This is a genomic window from Streptomyces camponoticapitis, from assembly GCF_014646115.1.
Lineage (GTDB): Bacteria > Actinomycetota > Actinomycetes > Streptomycetales > Streptomycetaceae > Streptomyces > Streptomyces camponoticapitis.
Genome location: NZ_BMMV01000007.1, coordinates 138099 through 152516 on the forward strand (window position 1 = coordinate 138099; position 14418 = coordinate 152516).

General features: G+C 72.2%; 18 protein-coding genes and 1 pseudogene. 5 read left to right on the forward strand and 14 right to left on the reverse strand.

Features of this window, described 5'->3' with window-relative positions; genetic code table 11:
• Window positions 1-30 precede the first annotated feature (30 nt).
• Together IEY79_RS13090 and IEY79_RS13095 are read left to right on the forward strand one after the other, a co-directional pair.
• Window positions 31-744, forward strand: a complete 714-nt coding sequence (locus tag IEY79_RS13090; RefSeq protein WP_189107612.1) for a hypothetical protein — start codon at window positions 31-33, stop codon at window positions 742-744.
• A complete protein-coding gene (locus tag IEY79_RS13095) occupies window positions 741-1253 on the forward strand; it encodes a hypothetical protein (protein ID WP_189107613.1) in 513 nt (170 codons plus the stop codon). Before IEY79_RS13090 ends, IEY79_RS13095 begins: the two co-directional genes overlap by 4 nt.
• A gap of 219 nt (window positions 1254-1472) precedes the next feature.
• On the opposite strand, the pseudogene IEY79_RS13100 reads toward IEY79_RS13095, so the two are convergent.
• Window positions 1473-1829, reverse strand: a pseudogene (locus IEY79_RS13100) (hypothetical protein); the annotation flags it as partial.
• A gap of 143 nt (window positions 1830-1972) precedes the next feature.
• Window positions 1973-2611 (reverse strand): hypothetical protein, encoded by a 639-nt coding sequence (locus IEY79_RS13105; protein WP_189107614.1) that lies wholly within the window; start codon window positions 2609-2611, stop codon window positions 1973-1975.
• 155 nt (window positions 2612-2766) lie between these two features.
• Here IEY79_RS13105 and IEY79_RS13110 point away from each other — a divergent pair, with 155 nt between their 5' ends.
• The gene (locus IEY79_RS13110; RefSeq protein WP_189107615.1) at window positions 2767-3570 is read left to right on the forward strand and encodes an ArsR/SmtB family transcription factor; all 804 of its coding nucleotides are present in this window, start codon (window positions 2767-2769) and stop codon (window positions 3568-3570) included.
• Between the two features lie 27 nt (window positions 3571-3597).
• Here IEY79_RS13110 and IEY79_RS13115 read toward each other — a convergent pair whose 3' ends face one another.
• The 6 genes from IEY79_RS13115 to tsaB all read right to left on the reverse strand — a co-directional run bounded on the left by IEY79_RS13115 (window position 3598) and on the right by tsaB (window position 7874).
• On the reverse strand, window positions 3598-4860 hold the full coding sequence (locus IEY79_RS13115) for an RNA polymerase sigma factor (RefSeq protein ID WP_373292532.1): 1263 nt from the start codon (window positions 4858-4860) through the stop codon (window positions 3598-3600).
• A 51-nt stretch (window positions 4861-4911) separates the two neighbouring features.
• Window positions 4912-5265 (reverse strand): YciI family protein, encoded by a 354-nt coding sequence (locus IEY79_RS13120; RefSeq protein ID WP_189107617.1) that lies wholly within the window; start codon window positions 5263-5265, stop codon window positions 4912-4914.
• A 105-nt stretch (window positions 5266-5370) separates the two neighbouring features.
• Window positions 5371-5622, reverse strand: coding sequence for a hypothetical protein (locus tag IEY79_RS13125; RefSeq protein WP_189107618.1), 252 nt, complete (start codon window positions 5620-5622; stop codon window positions 5371-5373).
• On the reverse strand, window positions 5619-6716 hold the full coding sequence (tsaD, locus tag IEY79_RS13130) for a tRNA (adenosine(37)-N6)-threonylcarbamoyltransferase complex transferase subunit TsaD (protein ID WP_189107619.1): 1098 nt from the start codon (window positions 6714-6716) through the stop codon (window positions 5619-5621). Before tsaD ends, IEY79_RS13125 begins: the two co-directional genes overlap by 4 nt.
• Window positions 6709-7194 carry a ribosomal protein S18-alanine N-acetyltransferase gene (gene rimI / locus IEY79_RS13135; protein ID WP_189107814.1) on the reverse strand — a complete coding sequence of 162 codons (486 nt, stop codon included), beginning with the start codon at window positions 7192-7194 and terminating at the stop codon, window positions 6709-6711. Before rimI ends, tsaD begins: the two co-directional genes overlap by 8 nt.
• A gap of 20 nt (window positions 7195-7214) precedes the next feature.
• Window positions 7215-7874, reverse strand: a complete 660-nt coding sequence (gene tsaB / locus IEY79_RS13140; protein WP_189107620.1) for a tRNA (adenosine(37)-N6)-threonylcarbamoyltransferase complex dimerization subunit type 1 TsaB — start codon at window positions 7872-7874, stop codon at window positions 7215-7217.
• Between the two features lie 114 nt (window positions 7875-7988).
• Here tsaB and IEY79_RS13145 point away from each other — a divergent pair, with 114 nt between their 5' ends.
• Window positions 7989-8546 carry a hypothetical protein gene (locus IEY79_RS13145; RefSeq protein ID WP_229700842.1) on the forward strand — a complete coding sequence of 186 codons (558 nt, stop codon included), beginning with the start codon at window positions 7989-7991 and terminating at the stop codon, window positions 8544-8546.
• A 49-nt stretch (window positions 8547-8595) separates the two neighbouring features.
• Here the strand turns inward: IEY79_RS13145 and IEY79_RS13150 are convergent, their stop codons facing one another.
• Entirely contained in the window at window positions 8596-8763 is a 168-nt protein-coding gene (locus IEY79_RS13150) for a hypothetical protein (RefSeq protein WP_189107621.1), read from the reverse strand.
• A gap of 179 nt (window positions 8764-8942) precedes the next feature.
• Between IEY79_RS13150 and IEY79_RS13155 the strand changes: the two genes are divergently transcribed.
• Window positions 8943-9821, forward strand: coding sequence for an RNA polymerase sigma factor (locus IEY79_RS13155; RefSeq protein ID WP_189107622.1), 879 nt, complete (start codon window positions 8943-8945; stop codon window positions 9819-9821).
• Window positions 9822-9838: 17 nt separating this feature from the next.
• Here IEY79_RS13155 and tsaE read toward each other — a convergent pair whose 3' ends face one another.
• Genes tsaE through IEY79_RS13180 form a run of 5 tightly spaced genes read right to left on the reverse strand, consistent with a single transcriptional unit; the run spans window position 9839 to window position 14407 of the window.
• On the reverse strand, window positions 9839-10411 hold the full coding sequence (gene tsaE, locus IEY79_RS13160) for a tRNA (adenosine(37)-N6)-threonylcarbamoyltransferase complex ATPase subunit type 1 TsaE (RefSeq protein WP_189107623.1): 573 nt from the start codon (window positions 10409-10411) through the stop codon (window positions 9839-9841).
• A complete protein-coding gene (locus IEY79_RS13165) occupies window positions 10383-11639 on the reverse strand; it encodes an alpha/beta fold hydrolase (protein WP_189107624.1) in 1257 nt (418 codons plus the stop codon). Before IEY79_RS13165 ends, tsaE begins: the two co-directional genes overlap by 29 nt.
• The gene (gene alr, locus IEY79_RS13170; RefSeq protein ID WP_189107625.1) at window positions 11636-12871 is read right to left on the reverse strand and encodes an alanine racemase; all 1236 of its coding nucleotides are present in this window, start codon (window positions 12869-12871) and stop codon (window positions 11636-11638) included. Before alr ends, IEY79_RS13165 begins: the two co-directional genes overlap by 4 nt.
• Before the next feature lie 53 nt (window positions 12872-12924).
• Window positions 12925-13263, reverse strand: a complete 339-nt coding sequence (cutA, locus tag IEY79_RS13175; protein WP_189107626.1) for a divalent-cation tolerance protein CutA — start codon at window positions 13261-13263, stop codon at window positions 12925-12927.
• A gap of 40 nt (window positions 13264-13303) precedes the next feature.
• A complete protein-coding gene (locus IEY79_RS13180; protein ID WP_308426667.1) occupies window positions 13304-14407 on the reverse strand; it encodes a COG1470 family protein in 1104 nt (367 codons plus the stop codon).
• Between the last annotated feature and the right edge of the window lie 11 nt (window positions 14408-14418).

Sequence of the window (14418 nt, forward strand, 5' to 3'; positions counted from 1 at the left end):
GGAAGCAGGAGCACGATCGGAGTGTCGAGCATGGCGAGCGAAACCATCGTGAAGGCGTCCTGGGGACCCAGGCCCGAGTCCTCCCAGGAACTGGCCGGGCGCTGGCTGGACCTGCTGGGGCGGCTGACCGGCCTGTCGGCGGGTGACCTGGCCGAGTGGCGGTGGGACACGGACGGCGCCGCGCCCGGCGAGGCGGTGCCGGACGACGTCGGCGCGTTCACCACGGCGATCGAGGCGGCCAACCCGCACGACGACGCGGACATCATCGGCCGCACGGCCGTCGTCGTGGCCCGGCGCCAGGACGGCGGATACGCGCAGCTCAAGGTGGGGGCGGGCGGTACGGACGGATACACCCCGTTCAGCGCGACGCTGCTGCTCTTCCCCGGCTCCCCGGACGCCCCCGCGCCGCTCGTGGACCGGCTTCCCGAGGCTCTGGCCGCCGTGGCGGACGTCTGGGACGCGGACACGGGGAGCGCTCACGACCGCGAGTTGTTCAACGCGCTGAAGTCGGCGTACGGCCTGCGGGCCTCGCACCCGCGCTGCGGCTGGTCGGTCTTCGTGTCGGCCAACCGGGCCGCGCGGGTGCCCGCCGACCTGGCCGCGCCACGCCTGGAAGCCGGGCCCGGCGGAGTCGTACTGAACATCGGTGCCACCACGGACGCGGTGCTCGCGGCGCACAAGACGCTCGCCGACGCGGGCGCGCTGGAGCCGCTGCCCACACCGGCGGACCGGCCGAAGCTGTGACCTCGGGGGCTCCGGCGGCCACGGGCGGGGAACGCGACCCGCTCGATTTCAAGGCGGCGGTCGACGCGCGGACCGCCGCCGTCGAACGGCTCGCCACCGCGCCGTACGCCCCGCCCTGGCCGGACGGCGTGGACCCCGGCCGCTCCGGCGCCGGCGCGGACTTCGCGATCGTCGCGCTACGGGTCAGCCCCGACTTCTACGAGGACGAGGACGGCGACCTCCACGCGGCCGTCACCGACGAGTACGAGACGGAGCTGTGGGGAGTGGTCCTCGCCCTCGACACCCGGTGGGGCACGCACCTGACCGTCGGGCTGGAGGAGTACGGCGACCGGCATCTGGCCGGGGAGCCGGTGCCGCCGTTCTACGCGGCACTGTTCGACCTGGGCTACTTCGGCGACCTTCAGACGTGGCGGGTGGGCGGGCGGCTGGTCGCCGTCGGGGTGGGGCAGATGGACGCGGAGGAGCCCCTGGTGCTGTTCGCGGCGGTCAGCGGCGCGCCGGGCACCTGAGGGCGCGCGGCCAGGACCCCCCGGCGGCGCCCGTCAGTCCTGGTCCGGGTCCTTGCCCTTGTCCCCCGGCGCCTTGGGCTGCTCCGGCTTCTTCTTCAACATCTCCGGGATCTCGGACGTCTCGGGCGTTTCGGCCTTCTCGGACGCCTTCGGCGCCTCGGGCCCGCCCGGCCTCAGCTCCGCGTCCCTGATCCGGGCGTCGAGAAGCAGCTGGTCCAGGTCCGTGATCTCGTCCGCGTAGATCCGCGACAGCGGTTGCGGTCCGACGTACTGCTGGCAGTTGCACTGCGCCAGCTCGTACCGCTTCGGCTTCTTGTTCTCGTCCCAGGCAGTCGCCACCTCGACGTTCTCGTGGCACTTGCCCTGCTTGTCATGCTTGGCGAGATGGTGCGTACACCCGCAGACGGGCTCCGGCGGCCTGTGTGACTCCTCCAGGGCGAGCCGGCCGCCCTCAAGGAGCTTGATGCGCTCCACTCTTCGCTCGTGCCGGGTGCGCAGCGCGCTCCGGCCCGTATCGGCGACCCAGCTGAAGCCACCGACCATGAAGAAGACGAAAATCCACCACAGCCAGTTCATCCGCCGCCCCTTCACCCAATGAATTGGCGCATGCGTTCCCCCCAGGATAGAACGGACCGCGTAGGAACGGCCTCAGAGAGCGGGGGGCGACTTCGGGCCACATCCGGACATCACGCGCCACTCACGTCCCGTAAATCACATTTTCAGCGGTGCGCACCGCCGCGCCCACGCTCCGGCGCCGGGCTGAGTACGTGCCCGGCCCACCGCTGGTGGAGTACGACCCGGAGTGCGCCGAGCACGCCGATGACCAGCGCTATCACACCGATTCCGACGAGATACGCCACCTCGCCGAGGCCCGCGGAGTCCGGCTGGCCACCGCCCGTCAGGGCCAGCCCCAGCCCTATGACACACAGCGCGACGGACATTCCCAGCCACACTCCGCTCCGGGTGCCCGCGCGCAGCCCGTGGTCGCTCCCGGGATCCGGCGCCAGCTCGGCCCAGGCGTCGAGCCTCTCGCGCACGGCACGGTCCTTGGCGACGCCGAATCCGGCGCCGATCACGGCGGGGACCAGGACGACAAGAGCGAGGCCCAGTTCGACCAGCCCAGTGATGTAGTCGGCCGTCCGGTCCTCGAAATGGCCGAGCCCGAGGCTGAACAGGACCCACCCCAGCCCCGCGCCGAGCCCGAGCGACCAGAGCCGCAGCATCCGCACGAGGGAGAGCCCGCGCCGCTGCAACTCCGTCATCGCGGCCGCACGCTCCGCGAGCAGCGACTCACGGTCGGGCCAGTCACGCAGGTGCGCGGGCGGCGGAGGGGGCGGTAACGGCGCACGACGGAACATCCGGGGAGGCTATCGCCCGTGATCATCACCGATCCGCCGGGGATCACCACCACCGCTCCACGAGAGGGGCCCGCACCGATTGACATGCAGCCACTTGGCTGCCTAACTTATAGGCAGCTGAATGGCTGCATATCAAGGGTCGAGGGTGACGCGTGATGGACGAAGTCTTCAAAGCGCTGGCCGATCCCGGCCGGCGCCGCCTGCTGGACAGTCTCGACGCCCGCGACGGGCAGAGCCTGCGGGAGCTGTGCGCCGAGCTCGACATGGCCAGGCAGTCGGTCAGCAAGCACCTGGCGGTGCTCGAAGCGGCGAACCTCGTCACCACCCTGCGGCGCGGCAGGGAGAAGCTCCACTACCTCAACGCCGTGCCGATCAACGCCATCGCCGACCGCTGGATGGACAAGTACGACCGCGGGCGGGCGAGCGCCCTCGCGGACCTCAGAACGGCACTGGAGGACACCACCATGACCACGAACGGCAACGGCGACCCCGCGTTCGTCTACCGCACCTACATCAGGACCACCCCCGAGAAGCTCTGGCGGGCACTGACCGACCCGGCCTTCACCACGCGCTACTGGGGCGTGACGTTCAAGTCGGACTGGCGGGCGGGGTCGGAGATGTCCTGGGAGCAGTTCGGCGTGAGGATCACCGACCCCGAGCAGGTCGTGCTGGAGTCGGAGCCGTACCGCCGCCTCTCCTACACCTGGCACACCATGACGCCGGAGTTCGCCGAGGCGGCCGGGCTGGGCGAGGAGTACCGCGCCAGGGCGGCGGCCGAGGAGCGGTCGAAGGTGACCTTCGAGATCGAGCCGATGGGCGCCATGGTCAAGCTGACCGTGATCCACGACGGCTTCGGGCCCGGATCCACCATCCTGTCGAGCGTCAGCGAGGGCTGGCCGGCGCTGCTGTCGAGCCTCAAGACCATGCTGGAGACGGGCGAGACGCTGCCCGAGGCATGAGGAGGGCAGATCGGGCGGCCGGCCGGCTCAGAGCCCGGCGGCCCGCTCCTCCAGCAGCGTGCGCTCCCGTTCGTTGCGGGTCAGCCCGGCCGCCCGTACGAACTCCGCCCGCGCCTCCTCCGTACGCCCCAGCCTCGCGAGCAGATCCCCGCGCACGCTCGGCAGCAGGTGGTAGCCCTTGAGCGCCGGCACCGCCGCCAGCGCGTCGACCAGCGCCAGGCCCGCTTCCGGCCCCTCGGCCATCGAGACGGCGACCGCGCGGTTCAGCTCCACGACGGGCGAGGGCGTGAGCGCGGCGAGCCGCCCGTACAGCGCGGCGATCGTGGCCCAGTCCGTCTCCTCGTACGTCGCCGCCCTCGCGTGACACGCGGCGATCGCGGCCTGGAGTGCGTACGGGCCCGGGACGCCGTCCAGCGCGCTCGCCCGGGTCAGGGCCTCCACACCACGGCGGATCAGCAGCCGGTCCCAGCGGGCGCGGTTCTGGTCGGCGAGCAGGACGGGCGCGCCGTCGGGGCCGGTACGGGTGGCGATACGGGACGCCTGAAGCTCCAACAGGGCGGCCAGGGCGTGCACTTCGGGCTCCTTTGGCATCAGCCCGGCCAGCACGCGCGCGAGCCGCAGCGCGTCCTCGCACAGGCCGGGGCGCAGCAGGTCGTCCCCGGCGGTCGCGGAGTAGCCCTCGTTGAAGACGAGATAGATGACCTCCAGCACGGACGCCAGGCGCGCCTCGCGCTCCGCGCCGTACGGCACCTCGAAGGGGACGCCCGCCTTGGCGAGACCGCGCTTGGCGCGCACGATGCGCTGGGCGACGGTCGGCTCCGGCACCAGAAAGGCGCGGGCGATCTCCTCGGTGGTGAGGCCGCCGAGCAGCCGCAGCGTGAGGGCGACCCGCGCCTCGGTGGACAGGACCGGGTGGCAGGAGACGAAGACGAGGCGCAGCAGGTCGTCGTCGATGTCGTCCGCCTCGGCGGGTTCGGGCGGCGGAGCGGAGTCCTCAAGAGTGCGGCCGACCTCGGCGAGCTTGCGCGCGTAGGTCTCGCGGCGGCGTACGAGATCGATGGCGCGGCGTCTGGCCGTGGCCATGAGCCATGCGCCCGGATTGTCCGGAACCCCTGATTCCGGCCACTGTTCCAGGGCGGCGACCAGGGCGTCCTGCGCCAGTTCCTCGGCGATGCCCACATCGCGTACGACGCGTGCGACGGCGGCGATGATCCGGGACTGCTCGATCCTGAACACCGCTTCCACCGCGCCCGCGCTGCCGCCGCCCTCGCCGTCTGCCGTCACGGCCACCCATCAGAACACCGGGGCGGACGGACGGCAAACGGACGCCGGGGGCGCCGGCTATTCGGCGATCTGACGGGTCTCGGCGGTCAGGGTCCAGTAGTCCTCGTGGATCTGGAGGAACCGCTTGGCCCACTCGACGGCCTCGGCCTGTGTCTTGGCCTGGACGATCGAGTAACCGCCGATGACCTCCTTGGACTCGGTGAACGGCCCGTCGGTGACGGACAGCTTGCCGCCCGACCAGGTCACCCGGGTCCCCTCGGCGGACGGGTGCAGCCCGCCGGTCTCCAGCATGGCGCCGGCCTTGTTCATCTCCTCGGCCAGCTTCCCCATCCGCTCGCCCAGTTCGGCGCTGTGGCCCTCGACCGGCTGGTTGGACTCGTCGAGGTGGATCAGGGTCATGAAGCGCGGCATGGTGACTCCTCGGTGTGCGGTGGCGGGCTGTTTCCCGCCTCTCACCCTTGCGTCGAACGGGCCGGGCCAGGATCGACACACGCCGCGATTTATTTCTCCGGTCCGTCAGTCGGCCGTCTCGAACCGCCAGCGGTGCACGGCCCGCGCCACCAGATCGCCGGCCGGCTCCGGGATCTCGGGCAGGTCCGCACCGTACGGCGCCTCCCACCAGGTCATCACCAGCACCCGGCCGCCGGGCGCGGTGAGCGTCTCGCGGCGCTGCGGGGCGGGGGTGAGAGCCCGCGCACGGGCCCACTCCAGCAGCTCCTCGCCCCGGCCGGGGGCGGCCTTGGCCTCCCACATCAGCGCGACGGTCATGAGTAGAGGTTCTCCTTGCCGACCTCGTGCACATGGTCGTGAGGATGCCGGTGGCCCGGTACGTGGGTCGCGGTCACCGGCAGCGAGGAGTCCGCCGAGAGGTCCCAGTCAGACGCGGGCCGGTTCCGCGCCACCATCTCGGCGCCGAGCGCGGCGACCATCGCACCGTTGTCCGTGCACAGCCCCGGCCGCGGCACCCGCAGCCGGACTCCCGCCCGCTCGCACCGGTCGGCGGCCAGCGCGCGCAGCCGGGAGTTGGCGGCGACACCACCGCCGATCATCAGATGGTCCACGCCCTCGTCCTTGCAGGCGCGCACCGCCTTACGCGTCAGCACGTCCACCACCGCCTCCTGGAAGGACGCGGCCACGTCCCGTACGGGAACGTCCTCGCCCGCCGCGCGCCTCGCCTCGATCCACCGCGCGACCGACGTCTTGAGGCCGGAGAAGGAGAAGTCGTAGGGCGCGTCGCGCGGACCGGTGAGTCCGCGCGGGAACGCGATCGCCGCCGGGTCGCCCTCGCGGGCGAGCCGGTCGATCACCGGGCCGCCGGGGAAGCCCAGTTGAAGCACGCGCGCGATCTTGTCGAAGGCCTCGCCCGCCGCGTCGTCGATGGTCGCGCCCAGGGGCCGTACGTCGGCGGTGATGTCCGGCGCCAGCAGCAGCGACGAGTGCCCGCCGCTGACCAGCAGCGCCATCGTCGGCTCGGGCAGCGGTCCGTGCTCCAGCTGGTCGACGCAGATGTGCGAGGCGAGGTGGTTCACGCCGTAGAGGGGCTTGCCGAGCGCGTACGCGTACGCCTTCGCGGCCGACACCCCGACCAGCAGCGCCCCGGCCAGCCCGGGACCGGCCGTGACCGCGATCCCGTCGAGGTCGCGGGCGCTCACCCCGGCCTCCTTCAGCGCACGCTCGACCGTCGGCACCATGGCCTCCAGGTGCGCGCGCGAGGCGACCTCCGGTACGACGCCGCCGAAGCGGGCGTGCTCGTCGACGCTGGAGGCGATGGCGTCGGCGAGCAGGGTCGTACCGCGGACGATGCCCACGCCCGTCTCGTCGCACGAGGTCTCGATGCCGAGGACGAGAGGTTCGTCAGCCATTGATCTCTGTTCCTTGTCTGGGGACGCCCCGTTCGTCGTGCATCGACAGGCGCATGACGAGGGCGTCGACGTTGCCCGGCTGGTAGTAGCCCCGGCGGAAGCCGATGGGCTCGAAGCCGAACCGCTCGTACAGCTTCTGCGCGCGGGGGTTGTCCACCCGCACTTCGAGCAGGACCTCCTCGCACTCGAAGGCGGTGGCGTGCTGGAGGAGATCGGTGAGCAGCCGCGAGCCGAGCCCGGTCCCCCAGCGGTCGCGGGCGGCGGCGATGGTCTGTACGTCGCCGAGACCACCGGCCGCGGCGAGTCCGGCGTAGCCGACGATCCGGCCGTCGTCGGCCTCGGCGACCACGTAGCGGCGGGTGGCGGCGGGCCCGCGCGCGTGGGCCAGCTCGGACCAGAACATCCCCGGTGACCAGGCGTCCTCGGGGAACAGCTCGTACTCCAGGGCGAGCACGGCCTCGATGTCCCACCAGCGCATCTCGCGCAGCGTCGTGTCGGTCACTTCGGGGTGACCACCTTGTAGTTCTTGGGTACCTGCGCGTCGGGACGGCGCAGATAGAGGGGCAGCGCGGGGAGGAACGCGTCGCCGTCGCCCGCCGCGAGTCTCCCGGCGGCGAGGGACGCGAGCGCGGCGGCCGACTGGTGCTCGGGTCCGCGCGCGTCCGGGAACGCCTCCGGGTAGAGCGTGCCGCCGGCCCCGACGACCGGCAGCCCGGCCAGCTCGGCCGCGATGTCGGCGGGCCGGTCGACGGCGGGCTCGGTCAGCCGCGTACGGGAGTCGGCGTAGCGCGCCCAGTAGACCTCCTTGCGGCGCGCGTCCGTCGCGACCACGAAGGGCTCGTCGAGCCCGGCGGCGTACGCGAGTCCGTCCAGCGTGCACAGGCCGTGGACCGGCACCCCGAGCGTCGAGCCGAAGGCCGCGGCCGTGACGAGGCCCACGCGCAGTCCGGTGTACGGGCCGGGGCCGACGCCGACGACCAGGTCCGTCACGGCTCCGAGCGGGAGACCGGCCTCGGCGAGGACGCGGTTTACGGCGGGCAGCAGCAGTTCGCCGTGGCGCCGGGAGTCGACCTGGCTCTCGGCGGCGAGGACGGAGACACCGTCGTGCAGGGCGGCGGTGACGGCGGGCGTGGCGGTATCAACGGCGAGCAGGAGCACACAAACAGCCTACGGCTCCCCCGGGCGCCCCTGGGGCCGGGCACGGCAGCCCGGCCGCCCCGCCGGCTGCTGCTAACGTCACCACGCATACGTACGTACGAGAGGTGGATCAAGGTGTCCAGGAGCAGCTCGGGATTTGTGGCCGGGCTCACCGCGCTGGCCGTGGCCGCCGTCGGTTTCCTCGCGTACCAGGCTTCGGCGAACGTGCCGGACGACCTCGCGTCGCCCAAGAAGCCGGGCACCTCGGCGTCGGGCGCCCCCGCGGCCAAGGAGAAGAAGAAGGACGCGCACCCGGTGCCCGCGCGGTCGGGCACCGGCCAGCGCGTCGTGTACGCGCTGGCCGCCAAGCGCGTGTGGCTGGTGGGCGAGGCGGCGGGTCGGAAGCCGCGGACCTTCGTGGTCATGCCGAGCACCGTGAACCCGCCCCCGGGGACGTATCAGGTCACCTCACGCTCCGGGCAGGTCACCGGATCGGACGGCGTGGACATCGAGCACGTGGTGCGGTTCGCCGATGTCGAGCAGGTCGCGATCGGCTTCAGCGCGGCCGTGGACGGGACGATGGCGAAGCCGGACCCGAATCTGCGGACGGGCGGCGTGCGGATGACACCGGCGGACGGCGACGCGATGTGGGCATTCGCGACGATCGGTTCGAAGATCGTCGTCGTCCCGTAGCCGGATTCCACGGCCGGTCCCGCAAACGCGGTACCGGCTCCTCGCTCGACTACGCCGCTTCGTCGTCCTCGTCCGCCCCGGACCCGGTCGGAGGCGTCGACACAGCACTGGCCGCCGCGCACGATGCCAGCAGATCGCTCATCGACACGGACGACGGGTCCGGGGACGGGATCGTCGGCTGCGACGGTCGCGCTCCGGTGCTCTCTGTTGCCGGCATGGATGCCTCCTGAGGCTCCGGGGGCAGGTTGGTTAGGTAGACCTAACCAAGTCTCGTACACCATGTGACCACGGCCGCACGGCGTAGGCAACAGTTTACCGACATCGCGTCGGAATCGACGCGGCCCACGTGACCCGGCTCACAGGGAACCCCAGGGCCAACGGTTGGCGGAACGAGACATGGACCCTGGATTCCGCGCCCGCGTCCGGGCGGGCGACGAGCGGGCATTCGCCACGCTGTTCCATGAACACGGCCGCCCCGTGTACAACCACTGCTTCCGGCTGACCGGGGACTGGTCGGTCCCCGAGGACTGCACCTCACTGGTGTACCTCGAAGCCTGGCGCCTGCGGCACAAGGTCGATCCCGAAGGCGGGAGCCTGCTGCCCTGGCTCTACGGGACAGCCGTGCACGTGGTGCACCGAAGACGCCGGGGCGCCCGGCGGCACCGGGAGTTGATGGCACGGATGCCCGTGCCGCGCGCGCTGCCCGACATCGCCGACGACATCGCGGGACGGGTGGACGACCGGCGGCGGATCGCCGCCGTCCGTACGGCACTGGAGCGGCTCTCACGTGCGGACCGGGAGGTGCTGGCCCTGTGCGTCTGGGGCGGTCTGGACTACGCGGCGGCCGCCGAGGCGCTCGGTGTCCCCGTGGGCACCGCTGATGCCCGAAGGGCTTCGGCCCGCCGCCTTCGAGGCGCTGGCGAAGGTGCCCGGCATCCGGAAGACGAACGGCGTGATGGTCCCTGGGGCGCAAGAGCGTCGGCATCACGCGGCCGGGCGATCCGCGGCTGGGTGACAGCACACTCCTCTTCGACGCCCGGTCCAACGCCTGTCACGGGACGCACGAGAAGCGTCCGTACGCCGATGGCGGCGGCACGTACGACCGTACGACCACGTTCCGGTCGTTCGCCGTCGTGGACAAGGCCAAGCAGCGCCCGTCCGACCGCTGCGTCTTCGACCTCGTCAAGAAACCGTCGAGGGCTGGGGTCTCGGATGCCGAGTCCTGCGGGTTTCTTCGGACCGCGGAGGGTCGAGCGGGGCAGCGGTGACGGGTGACGGAACGACGGACCTGTTCACGCGCTGATCGCGGTGAGGTCCACGTCCGACCAGCGCGTGCCGATCCCGGTGAGGGTGACCACGCGCTGGTCGTGCTCCGTCGCGGCGAGCGGGTCCGCACCGGCCCCGGGCCCCGCCCCCACGGCACGGTCGATCACCACGTGCAGCCGGTCCTCCGACAGTTCCTCGACCTTCCCGTCGCCCCACTCCACGACCACCACCGACTCCGGCAGCGACACGTCGAGGTCCAGGTCCTCCATCTCGTCCAGACCGCCGCCGAGCCGGTAGGCGTCCACATGGACGAGGGGCGGGCCCGCGGTGAGGGAGGGGTGCACCCGGGCGATGACGAATGTCGGGGACGTGACCGCGCCGCGCACGCCGAGGCCGGCGCCCAGGCCACGGGTCAACGTCGTCTTGCCGGCGCCGAGTTCACCGGTGAGCATGACCAGATCGCCGGGGCGCAGCAGGGCGGCGAGCCCCCGGCCCAGCTCGCTCATCCGTTCGGGTGAGTCGACGGTGAATCGCGCGGTGACCGAGGGGGCGGGGCGTACGGCGCCGGACTCAGCTGCCGGGCTGTGCGGTGCTTCCATACGAACCCACGTTAGTGGTTGCCGGCACGGCACCCGCCCGTACCAGCAGGTCGGCGAGCCGGTCCGTGACGACCTCCGGATGCTCCAGCATCACCAGATGGCCGGCGTCCGGCACGATCACCAGCTCGGAGTCCGGCAGCAGGTCCGCCATGGCCTCGCTGTGCGAGCTGGGCGTGATGAGATCGCGGTCACCGGCCAGCACCAGCACCGGGACCTCCATGAAGACCGGCAGCGCGGCCGACTCGTCGTGCTCGGTGAAAGCCGGGTAGAACTCCGCCACCACGTCGATCGGCGTCCCCTCGATCAGCCGCTCGGCGAACCGCGCGACGGCCGGGTCCACGTCCTTGGAGCTGAACGAGTAGCGCTTGATCAGTCCCGCGAAGAGATCGGCGGTGGCGCGCCGCCCGCGCTCGACCAGTTCGGTCTGCGAGCCGAGGGCCTTCAGAACGCCGGGCAGTACACGGCGTACGGCGTTCACCCCCGCCACCGGGAGCCCGAAGCTGACCTCGCCGAGCTTGCCGCTGGAGGAGCCGACGAACGCGGCGCCGACGACGCGGTCCTGTATGAACTCGGGGAAGTTGCTCGCGAGGGCCATCATCGTCATGCCGCCCATGGAGTGGCCGACGAGGACGAGCGGGCCCTCGGGCGCCGCCTCGTCGATGACCGCCCTGAGGTCGCGGCCGAGCTGGTCGATCGAGACGGGGACACCGTCCGGCCCCTGCTGGGCCGTGCCCCGGGCGGAGCGGCCGTGGCTGCGCTGGTCCCAGAAGACGGTCCGCACGAGACCGCGCAGGGCTGCCCGCTGGAAGTGCCAGGAGTCCTGGTTGAGGCAGTAGCCGTGGCTGAAGACGACGGTGACGGGTGCCGGGGCCTTGCGGCCGAAGAGTCTGCGGCGGCGCGGGGTGCCGGCCCCGGACTCGGGGTCGACGTCGTCGACCTCGAAGTACAGCTCGGTCCCGTCGTCGGCGAGCGCCGTGCCGGGAGTGCCGCGCAGGGAGCCGTACGGTCCCGTCGAGTCGAGCGCCAGCCGCGCCTTCTTGCGCATGCCGCGGCCGACCGTCATCCGCTCGATCGCGACGCCGGCCGCGGCCCCGGCGGCGATCACGCCTATCGCCGTACCGGCGATGCCGGCCAGTCGCCAGGTGCCGCCGGCGGTCGCGGCCTTGGCGGCGTCGGCGGCGGCCGACACCATGTCCCCCGCGATCTCCCCCGCGTTGCTCTCGCTCAACGTCCCGCTCCCGCTTCTCGATGTCCCGCGCCGTCCCGGTCTCCGGCGGCCCCGTCCTCATGCCCTTCCTGCCCATTCACATGGACGCGGGGAACACGGGGACCGATACGGGTCACGATCTCGTACGCGATGGTGCCGGCGGCCTCCGCCCAGTCGGCGGCGGTCGGCTCGCCCCGGTCGCCGGGCCCGAAGAGGACGGCGGGCGCGCCCTCCTGGACGGCGTCGGCGTCCGGGCCGGTACCGAGGTCCACGACGAACTGGTCCATGGCGACCCGCCCCGCCACCCGCCGCACCTTCCCACCGACGAGTACGGGGCCCCGGCCGGACGCGTGGCGCGGGACGCCGTCCGCGTAGCCGAGGGGGATCAGGCCGAGGGTCGTCTCGGCGGGTGTGTGGTACCGGTGGCCGTAACTGACGCCGTGCCCCTCCGGTACGCGCTTCACCAGCGCCACGGACGCGGCGAGGGTCATGACGGGCCGCAGGCCGAGCTCCGCGGAGGTGCCGAGCTCGGTGCTGGGCGAGATGCCGTAGACGGCGATGCCGGTCCGTACGAGATCGAAGTGCGAGTCGGGGAGGGTGAGGGCGGCCGCGGAGTTCGCGATGTGCCGGACCTCGGGCTCGACACCGGCCTTCTCCGCGTACGCGACCAGCTCGTGGAACACGTCGAGCTGCGCGGTGATCGAGGAGTCGCCGGGCTCGTCCGCACGGGCGAAGTGCGACCACAGACCAGTGACGCGGACGGTGCCGGCGACCTCGGCGGCGCGGGCGGCGGCGACGAGTTCGGGCCAGTCGGCGGGCTGGCACCCGTTGCGGCCGAGCCCGGTGTCGGCCTTGAGCTGGATCCGCGCGGTCCGCCCGGCCGCGCGCGCGGCGTCGGTCACCTCGCGCAGCGCCCACATCCCGCTCACGGACATGTCGAGGCCGGCCTCGATGGCCTCCCGCCAGGGGTCGCCGGGGGTCCACAGCCAGCAGAGGACGGGAGCCCGGATCCCGGCGGCGCGCAGGGCGAGCGCCTCGTGCGGCGTCGCGGTACCGAGCCAGCTCGCCCCGGCGTCGAGTGCGGCCCGCGCGCAGGGCAGCGCGCCGTGCCCGTAGGCGTCGGACTTCACGACGGCCATGAGGCCCGCGCCGGGCGCGAGACGTGCCCGCAGGGCGCGGACGTTGCCCCGGAGAGCGCCGAGATCGATCTCGGCGCGGGCGCGAAGGGTCGAGGTGGGTACGGTTCCGGTCATCCCCGACAGTCTCTCAGAGCCGCCCGCGCCCCCCGGAACACGAAGCCCCGCGGTCACCCTGGAGAGGGCGCCCGGGTGTTCGTCTCCGACCTCAGCCAGGAGAGGTACTCGTCGCTGCCCCCGGTGATCGGCGTCACGACGATCTCGGGGGTGTCGTAGTCGTGCACGCTCTTGATGTGAGCGGCGAGTTCGTCGTACCGGGCGGCTGTGGTCTTGTAGAGCACGCGCCACTCGGTTTCGGTCGCGACGCGGCCCTCCCACCGGTAGACGCTTGTGACCGGCCCGTCGATCTGCGCGCAGGCGGCAAGACGCTTCTCCACCGCGGTCGCGGCGAGGTTCCGCGCTTTGTCCTCGGCGTCGGTCGTGGTGAGTACGGCGAGAAAGTCGGCCACGAGGTCCCCTCCCTGATAGGTCGCCCGGCGAACGTACCGCCTAGGGTGCCGTCCGCTCCTTGTCGCGCAGCGCCTGTTCGACGGCGTTCTGTACGCGGGCGTCCTCACGTGCCTTGCGGCGGGCGCGGGAGCGGCGGGTGAGGACGAACGCGACCACGACGGCCACGAGCAACACGACGACCAGCAGCAACAGCGTCCACGGGACGGCCCAGCCGTGCGCGGTGGCCTCGACCGGTTTGAGGGAGGCGGTGGAGCCCGATGCCTCGGTGAGCACGGGCGTGAGGGTCGCCTTCGCGGTCAGGCTGACTCCGGGTGTCACCCCGTGCACCGGCACCTTCATCTTCCAGCTCTCGCCCGGAAGCAGTTCGGGCGGCGGGGCGATGTCGCCCGCCTGTGCCCGCAGCCATCCGAACGGACCGGAGACCGACACTTTCTGCCGGCCCGACAGCAGCGCGTTGCCCGTGTTGTGGATCGTGTACGTGACGGTGGCGTCGCCCTCGGCGAACGGGTTGGCCGAACCGGCGTAGTCCACATGGAGGTTCTCGACCGCGAGCTTCGGCTTCAGTTCGCCGCCGACCCGCAGCTTGACCCGGATACCGAGGCGCCGGTCGACGTTGATGCCCTCGGCGTCGTCGGCCTGCTTCAGGGAGGTGAGAATGCCACCCACGTAGTCGCCGGGCGTGGCATTGCCCGGGACGCCGACCGTGAAGGGGATCTCGGCGGACTTGCCGGGCTTGATCACGACGCTGTCGCGGCCGGCCCGGGCCCAGGCGCCGATGCCGACGGACTTCGTGTCCCGGGTGAGCAGGTCGAGTTGGCCCGTGTCGGTGGTGAATCCGTCGGCGGCGTACACGGTGAGTTCGAGCGGGGACCTGCTGCGGTTGGCGACGACCATGGCGTCCTTGACCTGGCCGCCGGGGCTGACGGTGTAGTTGTAGCTGGGCCGGTCGTCGCCGTACCCGTTCGCGGCCGTCCGGACCGTCCAGGTGACGTCGCCGTCGGCCGCCTGCGCGGGTCCGGCGCACAGGCCGGCGATCGCGAAGGCCATGAGCAGGGGGAGAGCGACGACACGGACAAGGGCGGTGACGCCGGTCCCGGCGCCGGTCCTGACGCCGGGCTTGAGGCGCGTTGCGGGCGTGAGCATGGTGGGTTTCC

Coding starts and splice junctions, on each gene's coding strand:
- IEY79_RS13090 (WP_189107612.1), top strand. CDS start 31: ATGGCGAGCGAAACCATCGTGAAGGCGTCCTGGGGACCCAGGCCCGAG.
- IEY79_RS13105 (WP_189107614.1), bottom strand. CDS start 2,611: ATGTTCCGTCGTGCGCCGTTACCGCCCCCTCCGCCGCCCGCGCACCTG.
- IEY79_RS13110 (WP_189107615.1), top strand. CDS start 2,767: ATGGACGAAGTCTTCAAAGCGCTGGCCGATCCCGGCCGGCGCCGCCTG.
- IEY79_RS13120 (WP_189107617.1), bottom strand. CDS start 5,265: ATGCCGCGCTTCATGACCCTGATCCACCTCGACGAGTCCAACCAGCCG.
- IEY79_RS13125 (WP_189107618.1), bottom strand. CDS start 5,622: ATGACCGTCGCGCTGATGTGGGAGGCCAAGGCCGCCCCCGGCCGGGGC.
- tsaD (WP_189107619.1), bottom strand. CDS start 6,716: ATGGCTGACGAACCTCTCGTCCTCGGCATCGAGACCTCGTGCGACGAG.
- rimI (WP_189107814.1), bottom strand. CDS start 7,194: ATGCGCTGGTGGGACATCGAGGCCGTGCTCGCCCTGGAGTACGAGCTG.
- IEY79_RS13150 (WP_189107621.1), bottom strand. CDS start 8,763: ATGCCGGCAACAGAGAGCACCGGAGCGCGACCGTCGCAGCCGACGATC.
- IEY79_RS13155 (WP_189107622.1), top strand. CDS start 8,943: ATGGACCCTGGATTCCGCGCCCGCGTCCGGGCGGGCGACGAGCGGGCA.
- tsaE (WP_189107623.1), bottom strand. CDS start 10,411: ATGGAAGCACCGCACAGCCCGGCAGCTGAGTCCGGCGCCGTACGCCCC.
- alr (WP_189107625.1), bottom strand. CDS start 12,871: ATGACCGGAACCGTACCCACCTCGACCCTTCGCGCCCGCGCCGAGATC.
- IEY79_RS13180 (WP_308426667.1), bottom strand. CDS start 14,407: ATGCTCACGCCCGCAACGCGCCTCAAGCCCGGCGTCAGGACCGGCGCC.